Source organism: Psychromonas aquimarina ATCC BAA-1526, from assembly GCF_000428725.1.
GTDB lineage: Bacteria > Pseudomonadota > Gammaproteobacteria > Enterobacterales > Psychromonadaceae > Psychromonas > Psychromonas aquimarina.
Map to the genome: position 1 here is coordinate 1 of NZ_AUAM01000083.1, position 7,070 is coordinate 7,070.

6 protein-coding genes are annotated in these 7,070 nt (G+C 42.0%); all 6 read left to right on the forward strand.

The annotated features are described in order from the left end of the window. Positions 1–575 precede the first annotated feature (575 nt). The 6 genes from G337_RS26660 to G337_RS0118325 all read left to right on the forward strand — a co-directional run bounded on the left by G337_RS26660 (position 576) and on the right by G337_RS0118325 (position 6,948). Entirely contained in the window at positions 576–1,133 is a 558-nt protein-coding gene (locus tag G337_RS26660; RefSeq protein WP_051303387.1) for a fimbrial protein, read from the forward strand. A 149-nt stretch (positions 1,134–1,282) separates the two neighbouring features. Further along, positions 1,283–1,810, forward strand: coding sequence for a fimbrial protein (locus tag G337_RS0118305; protein ID WP_028865165.1), 528 nt, complete (start codon positions 1,283–1,285; stop codon positions 1,808–1,810). 175 nt (positions 1,811–1,985) lie between these two features. Then, positions 1,986–3,002, forward strand: a complete 1,017-nt coding sequence (locus G337_RS0118310) for an OmpA family protein (protein WP_028865166.1) — start codon at positions 1,986–1,988, stop codon at positions 3,000–3,002. A 35-nt stretch (positions 3,003–3,037) separates the two neighbouring features. Further along, the gene (locus G337_RS0118315; protein ID WP_028865167.1) at positions 3,038–3,703 is read left to right on the forward strand and encodes a fimbrial biogenesis chaperone; all 666 of its coding nucleotides are present in this window, start codon (positions 3,038–3,040) and stop codon (positions 3,701–3,703) included. Further along, positions 3,666–4,493 carry a fimbrial protein gene (locus G337_RS0118320; RefSeq protein ID WP_028865168.1) on the forward strand — a complete coding sequence of 276 codons (828 nt, stop codon included), beginning with the start codon at positions 3,666–3,668 and terminating at the stop codon, positions 4,491–4,493. The genes G337_RS0118315 and G337_RS0118320 overlap by 38 nt, the downstream gene beginning before the upstream one ends. 43 nt (positions 4,494–4,536) lie before the next feature. Beyond that, positions 4,537–6,948, forward strand: coding sequence for a fimbria/pilus outer membrane usher protein (locus G337_RS0118325; RefSeq protein WP_169719640.1), 2,412 nt, complete (start codon positions 4,537–4,539; stop codon positions 6,946–6,948). Positions 6,949–7,070: the final 122 nt, after the last annotated feature.

Here is a 7,070-nt window from a genome sequence, read left to right on the forward strand (position 1 = left end):
TTTATGGCTGCCGTTCATTGGTGTTGAGCTGAACGGGGCCGATCATAAATAGCCGGTCATTTCATGAAGAGTACCCCGTGCGCGTGCTGGGTTTCGGTGCGATCAATGAAAGGTTTATATTGCCGTTGGTTAGACCCGCAATTGTGCTGGTCTGTTAGTTGCTTTGGAAAGGCAAGCGCCGCCGGCTAATGAGGTTATTCAAATGCAGCTGGTCGAATAAGAAAAATTTCTGTTGGAGATTTTTCTTATTCGGTGAAGCCGGTTGCTTTCCAAAATTTAACCGGTGAACTTGGATCAACACAAACAGCGACAATAGGATATTGAGAAACTGCATCTTTAATGAATTGTTTACTGATACCTTTGCCACGAGCTTTTACTTTAGTGAACATGGCCATTATAACTAAGATGCGACAGAACCCAGGAAAGTGGGAAGAATCTTTCGCATTAAAACAGCAAGTGGTGGGTTTTTCCCACTAAACCTGATTGGTGCGTTTTTTTGAATTGATCATATTATAGGTGACCTCGAGATTGCGATGACCAACAGTTTTTATTTTAAATATCAAAAAGGATTATTTATGCAGACTAAACACAACTCATTTTTAAAATATTCATTACTTGCTATCAGTCTTGGAATTTCTTCATCTGCGGTACATGCTGTCGATGGCCATGTGAATTTTACTGGCTCTATCAACGAAGGTACCTGTGATGTGGCTCCGCAAGATCAAAACATCGCAGTTGCACTTGGTTCAATTGGTGTTGATACATTTAATGCCGCCGATGTTCAATCTACACACAAGGATTTTACGATTAACTTAGTTAACTGTGCAGATAACTCTTCAGCTGGCTTAGGCTTTTCAAAGGTAAGTGTCATGTTTGATGGCAACTATGACTCAGCTACCAACACGGTTAATCTTATAGGCTCAGATACAGCAGAAAATATTGGTATCGCCTTGTTCGATAAAAGTAATAACCGAATCACTCTAGGTGTACCATTTCAGGGTGAAGAAAATTTATCATCTGCAGTTAGTGGAGATATTGCCCTTAACTTTAAAGCTGCATATGAATCAAGCTCAGCATCTGTTACCCCAGGTACGGGTAACGGTGTAATAAATTTCACATTGACCTATCAATAAAAAACTGAAGTACTCTAAAATTAAGATCAATAACTTCATTTGAATTTAAGTTACACATAAGTCAAGCTATGATGTTGTCACCCCAAGGATTGGGGCAAAAAATGTCAGCTTTACTTGTTTATAAATCATTTAATTAGAGCTGAAATAATATGAAATTTTCACCTGTTATATACTTATTATCTTCGATGTCATTGTCTTTTACGTCATACACTATGGCTGCAGACGGACAAATAAATTTTACCGGTACCTTAGAAGAGTCTAAATGTACTCCAATTTATTCAACCATTAGCGTACCCTTAGGTAGCATCGGGGTCGATACTTTCACTGGTGCAGCAAGTACTTCTGAAAAACGTGCCTTCGATATAGCACTAAAAGATTGTACAAGCAACGATGGTAACTTAAAGGTGAGCGTGACATTCACAGGAAGTGACGGTAACAATAATAATTATCTTGATACCGCCTCAGGATCTGGTCATGCAACGGGCGTCGAAATTGTTTTATACGATGCTGATCAAGAAGTGCTTCCCTTAAGACAAGAATCTGACCAAGTAATAGTACCCGAGGCAGGTGGCAATCTTACTTTATCATTTTTTGCCGGATATCGACAAACTTCTGGGAATGCGGTTATTCCAGGTCTGGCCAATGGTATGGCTGCATTCACATTAACCTATCTTTAAGCAAAATTATTTAAACAAAGAACTGGCCCCTTATTAACGCCTAGAGCCCCATCTACTTATGGACTAAGGCTGGCGCAGTGTACACGGTTACTGCTTTATGTTGTGCCAGCTTAGGCCAGGCGACAAATTTTAATGGTGATAGTCTGAACAACAGTTATGTATTAAGGTTTATAAGATGATAAATAGCATTAAATTATCCATTGTAACTGGTGTCGTCATGGGATATTTATCGGTCGCCAATGCCAAATCTGCCAATCCGTCAGAGAAAATAATCCAAGGAGCCGGATGGTGGACAGGCGCTACTATCGGACTGGGTGTCATGGATGATTTAGATTATCTTGATAATAACTCAAACAATGCAAACTTTTTCAAGCTAGACTTGGGGTATGGTTTTACACAAAATTTGGACCTCTATGCTGCCTACGATTACAGTGATAATTACTATGGCGCTAAGTTACATGGTGTGCAATTTGGTGTTCAGGGCAACTATTATCTGACAGATAGTTTGTCTCTGTTTGGGCGAGTCGCCGGTGGTTACCTCATCAATGATCTTGATGAGACTAATAGTCTATCTGATTTTAGTGAAGATACGCTGGTGCTCATCTCCGGGTTTGGCCTGGAATATCAACTGACACCCGCGGTATCAACCAGGTTAGGTTATGAATTTATTCCAGCTGTGCCGATGGCGCAATATGCAGATAATACCTCAACCAGCGAAGACGTAGACTTACACGAGTTTTATTGGGGATTAAGTTATCACTTTGGCCAGTCTTCAAGTACACAAATCGTGAGACAGGAAGTCGAAGTTATCAAAGAAGTCGAAGTTATCAGAGACATACAAAATGTACTGGACGCCAGTTATATCATACCGTTTAAATTGGGACAAGCCCAACTCTCAGACTACGCACGCTTTAGTCTGGATGAAGTGGTTCGTCTGATGTCAGCTAACCCACAAATAAATATTGAGCTGACCGGGCGGACAGATAATTCGGGCAGCCAGACGCTCAACATACATTTATCTTCTAAGCGGGCTTATGTGGTGGCAGATTATCTAATAAGCCAGGGAGTTGATAAAAATAGACTGATAATAAATTCGGTATCAAACACTCAACCTTTATCTAATGGCCAGCCCTCAGTTGAGCGCTCTGTTGAGATTAGTTTCCGTCATACGCAAACACTAAACATTAATTAAACCTTATTTAGCAAATAATATAAAGAGATGTTCCCATGAGAAGACAAATACTACTTCAGACATTATTTATAATATCAGGATTGTGGTCGGTTATCAGCCTGGCGGCCGTTGCGCCAACCAGTACCCGGTATTTTATTAAATCGTCACAAGAGCATATTAATATTAAGGTCAAAAATGGGGCGGATGAGACCTATATGGCGCAAGCCTGGATAGAAGATCTTGAGGGTAACAAGGTCGTCGATTCATTATCTGTTTTGCCTTCAGTATTTAAGATCAAGAGCCAGGGTGAGGTATTACTTCGCCTGTTTAACAAAAATAAGCCGGTTCAAGATGATCGCGAGCACATGTTTTATATTGTTGTACAGGATATTCCGCCAAAAAATACTAAAGGTGAAATCAATGCGATAAAAATTGCCTATCGCTCCAAAATACCTCTGTATTATCAACCCGAAGTCATAGGTGAACAGTCTCGTTCAGTTTTCGCCGAGAAGCTTATTTGGAGCATGAAAGACAACCACCTGGAAGTGCGTAATACATCTCCTTTTTATTTCACGATTGTCAGCTTAGATGATGAAAAGCTCTCCGGGATGAATATCATCCCGCCCCTGACTTCTTTTCAGTTTGATGCGATAACTTCTCTTCCCAACACATTTAGGTATGTAAATGACTTCGGTGCTTTTGTTTCTGTTAATATTGATTAATTTTGTGTTGCTCCCAGATGTGGTAGCAGCTGATTGTAGTTGGGAAAAAAATATCAATTTTTCCCATAAACTCACCCCTTCAGACTTGGTGAAGCGTGTCGATGGCACGATGCAATTAAATTGTGGTAGTGATGATGTCATCTTCTCGTTGAGTGTCCCTTGGCAACAGGCCGACAATGGCGCATTCATTACCAATATACCAGGTGTTACCGTCAGGTACCGGGTCAATGGTGTCGATATAAACGGTAACGAACAGCAGCTTGCTAGTGGCCAGATACATCCATTGGAAGTGATTCTTGAACAGAAAGTGGGGAATAAAGAGGGAGGCGTCATACAGTTTCCCCCGTTAAAAATATGTTATACCCAGCCTGGGGGCACTAATAGGCAATGTGAGGTGAGCGAATTTATCTCAACGATGACATTGGAAAAGCTCAGCTGTGATTTGCCCTCAGTGATAGAGGTCGCATTGGGTACGGTACGCAGTAACGAGCTGCCTTCTATACCAGTCCGGTTTAATTTACCCAAGATGACCTGTATAGCTCAAAATGTAAAAACAATTTCATTTAGCGCGCCCCATGAAAATAACATCATTCTCCTTACGCCAGGTAGCGAAGCCAGTGGTATCGGCATTGAGATTTTTTCAGGGGGTAAGACTATCACACTAGATCAAAACTATCCGGCCCATGAACTTGCGACAAGCGCCGGACTGGTTGCTCGCGTAGTATCCCTGGGATCACCCTCGGCAGGACAGTTCAACGCCATCGTCAATATACATTTGACTTATTTTTAAAAAGTTTATAGTCATGTCATACATATCAAGTATATTAAAAATAATGGCTCTAGGTGTTGCTTATTTCATGCTGTGGACCACAACACCCTTGATTGCCAAAGAGTTAGATGCCGAACCGTCTGAAATATTAATCAATCACACCACAGAGCCAAGTGTCGAAGAATTTGATTTCAACTTCTTTGAAGGTGAGCCCTCAAAAACGTTGATAGATCAGCTCAACCAGCCAAATACTTTGCCCACTGGGCGTGTATTGCTACAGTTTGATGTTAACGATCAGGGCAAGGGACTGCACTGGATTGAGATCAGCCAGATTGATGATCACCATCAAATATGTATATCTGAGACATTGCAACAATTAACGTCAATAAAAACCACTTATTTTACAGCTGCTGGCCAACAACACTACTGTTTAATGGATACAGATGAGTTTATCGATTTTAATTATGATAGAGCCAGTCAAAGCCTGAACCTTCTCGTGCCACAAGCCTACCTGATTGACTATGCCCAGGATTGGCTGCCTGAGGAACATTGGTCAGATGGCGATAATGTCTTGTTTATGAGTTATAAGGCAAATACAACTAATACCTATACAGATGATGTTGATACCAACAGCTATAACATGTATTTCAACGGGGGGGGCACATTCGGCTCGGTGCATGGATCTTTTGGTGGCTCATTTGACCAATATAACAAAGATCTCACAGACGCTTATCTGTTTCGTGATATAAATTCACAGTCGCGTGTCAAGGTCGGGGGCATGTCGTCTAACCGTAGCTTCGGCGGAACCACACTTAATCGTTTCATTGGTGCACAGGTAGAAACCGACCGCCTGATGAAACCTCCGTCAGAGCGAAACTATAGCCAGAATTTTACCGGAGTTGCAAGAAATATCGCTGTTATCAGCTTTTTCAACAGTTCAGGGCGAAAAATTGCCATTGAAAATATTCCGGCAGGCCCTTATTCAATCCCCCTCGACAATCTCCCCTATGGTCGTCTGACCATCGAGGTTGAGGAATCTGATGGTGGCAAAACCAGCTATGTGGTATACAACCGAAATACCGCCTTCTTATTATCAGATCAATCCTATGAATTAGACTTCATGGCTGGTATCGATGAAGAGCGAAATATTCCGCTGATCGCGGGTGAATGGCGTTATGGTCTGAGCGATACCCTGACCACCTCCTTTGCCTGGGTAGCCGCCAGTGATTACCAACAAATTACTTTTGTTAACGCCACTAATTTTGGCCCATATGGGATTGCTTCGATTGGCTTGAGTAGCTTATCGAGCCAATGGGAGACAGAAAGCTTATCCACCCCGCTACGGGTGCAACTGGATTACCAGAATGACATACTGGAAGACGTCACCTTAAATGCTTTCTTACAGAGTAGCCCCAATGGATATTTAAACTATGTTGATTTGAACAATCAGCAAGGTGACAATGCGCAGATTAATGACAAGATAACAGAGCGCATCATGCAAACTGAATACAGCCTCACACTGGGCACCACACTCGCTGACACTGTCGGGATTAATATTCGTATGTTTGGTGAGAAGTTTCACGATGGCAGAACCAATAAAAGCTTAGGGGTCAATGCATCATATCAGGTAAATCTGTTTGATAACCCGGTGTATCTTTCATTATCGGCAGATGTCAGCGAAGATGATATGACTAATCGTGGGCACTCAATATCATTGACGGCTAGTATTCCATTGAGCTCGAAGGCCAGCACAAACTTTTCTCTGAGTTCAACTAATGACTATTCCCAGACAAATGCCTATTATAATGTAAACGATGATATCAGTTATCAAATTGGTGTGGGAACTGATAGTGAGCAGGAAAACAACATGTCGGGATATACAAAATATGAAGCGGGTTGGGGTGCGGTATCGGCTAATATATATCAAGGTGAACAGAGTACCAGTATCAGTGGCACTCTGGAGGGCAGCCTGATAGTTACCAATGATCAAACTGTGTTGGCTCCCTGGTTTATGCCACCTCTGGCTATCGTCGATCTGAATGGTGCATCGGGAGTGAGCCTGAGTAACAGTGATAATATCAGTAATGCACAAGGGATTGTGGTTACCCCCTTGACTCCCTATAAACCCACTCAGCTATCTGTCGATATGGTAAATCTACCGGATAATACTTATGTCGATACACAAACCATCAACCTGCTGGCAAGAGAAGGGGCTATCTTACATGCGAATATGTCTGGTGTGCGCCAGGGTAGAAATATCTTATTGCAACTGACCCCCGCCCCCGCATTGGCCACCCCTGTGGTAGATGATTCGGGTAAAGAGTATGGCTGGATCTCAGAAAATGGTGAGTTATACCTGGCTGCATTTCCCTTAACTTCGGTTGAGCTGAGCGCCGGATCCTGTCGGTTTACTATACCTGAGCAAACTTCACTTAAATCAGCAATGCAACAGATGAATTTAACATGTCAACTTTAAACGTCATCAAATATTGGGGTTCTGTAGCATCTTCGGAAAAAGTTGAATGCTCAGCTCTACAGGTATATTTAAGCTGCTAAAGAGTTAAAGATCCACCTTCTTAGAAGGTGGCTTTGTTTTTT

What these genes read in the sequence shown, in the direction of transcription:
- G337_RS26660 (WP_051303387.1), top strand. Translation starts at nt 576, where the DNA reads ATGCAGACTAAACACAACTCATTTTTAAAATATTCATTACTTGCTATC.
- G337_RS0118305 (WP_028865165.1), top strand. Translation starts at nt 1,283, where the DNA reads ATGAAATTTTCACCTGTTATATACTTATTATCTTCGATGTCATTGTCT.
- G337_RS0118310 (WP_028865166.1), top strand. Translation starts at nt 1,986, where the DNA reads ATGATAAATAGCATTAAATTATCCATTGTAACTGGTGTCGTCATGGGA.
- G337_RS0118315 (WP_028865167.1), top strand. Translation starts at nt 3,038, where the DNA reads ATGAGAAGACAAATACTACTTCAGACATTATTTATAATATCAGGATTG.
- G337_RS0118320 (WP_028865168.1), top strand. Translation starts at nt 3,666, where the DNA reads ATGACTTCGGTGCTTTTGTTTCTGTTAATATTGATTAATTTTGTGTTG.
- G337_RS0118325 (WP_169719640.1), top strand. Translation starts at nt 4,537, where the DNA reads ATGGCTCTAGGTGTTGCTTATTTCATGCTGTGGACCACAACACCCTTG.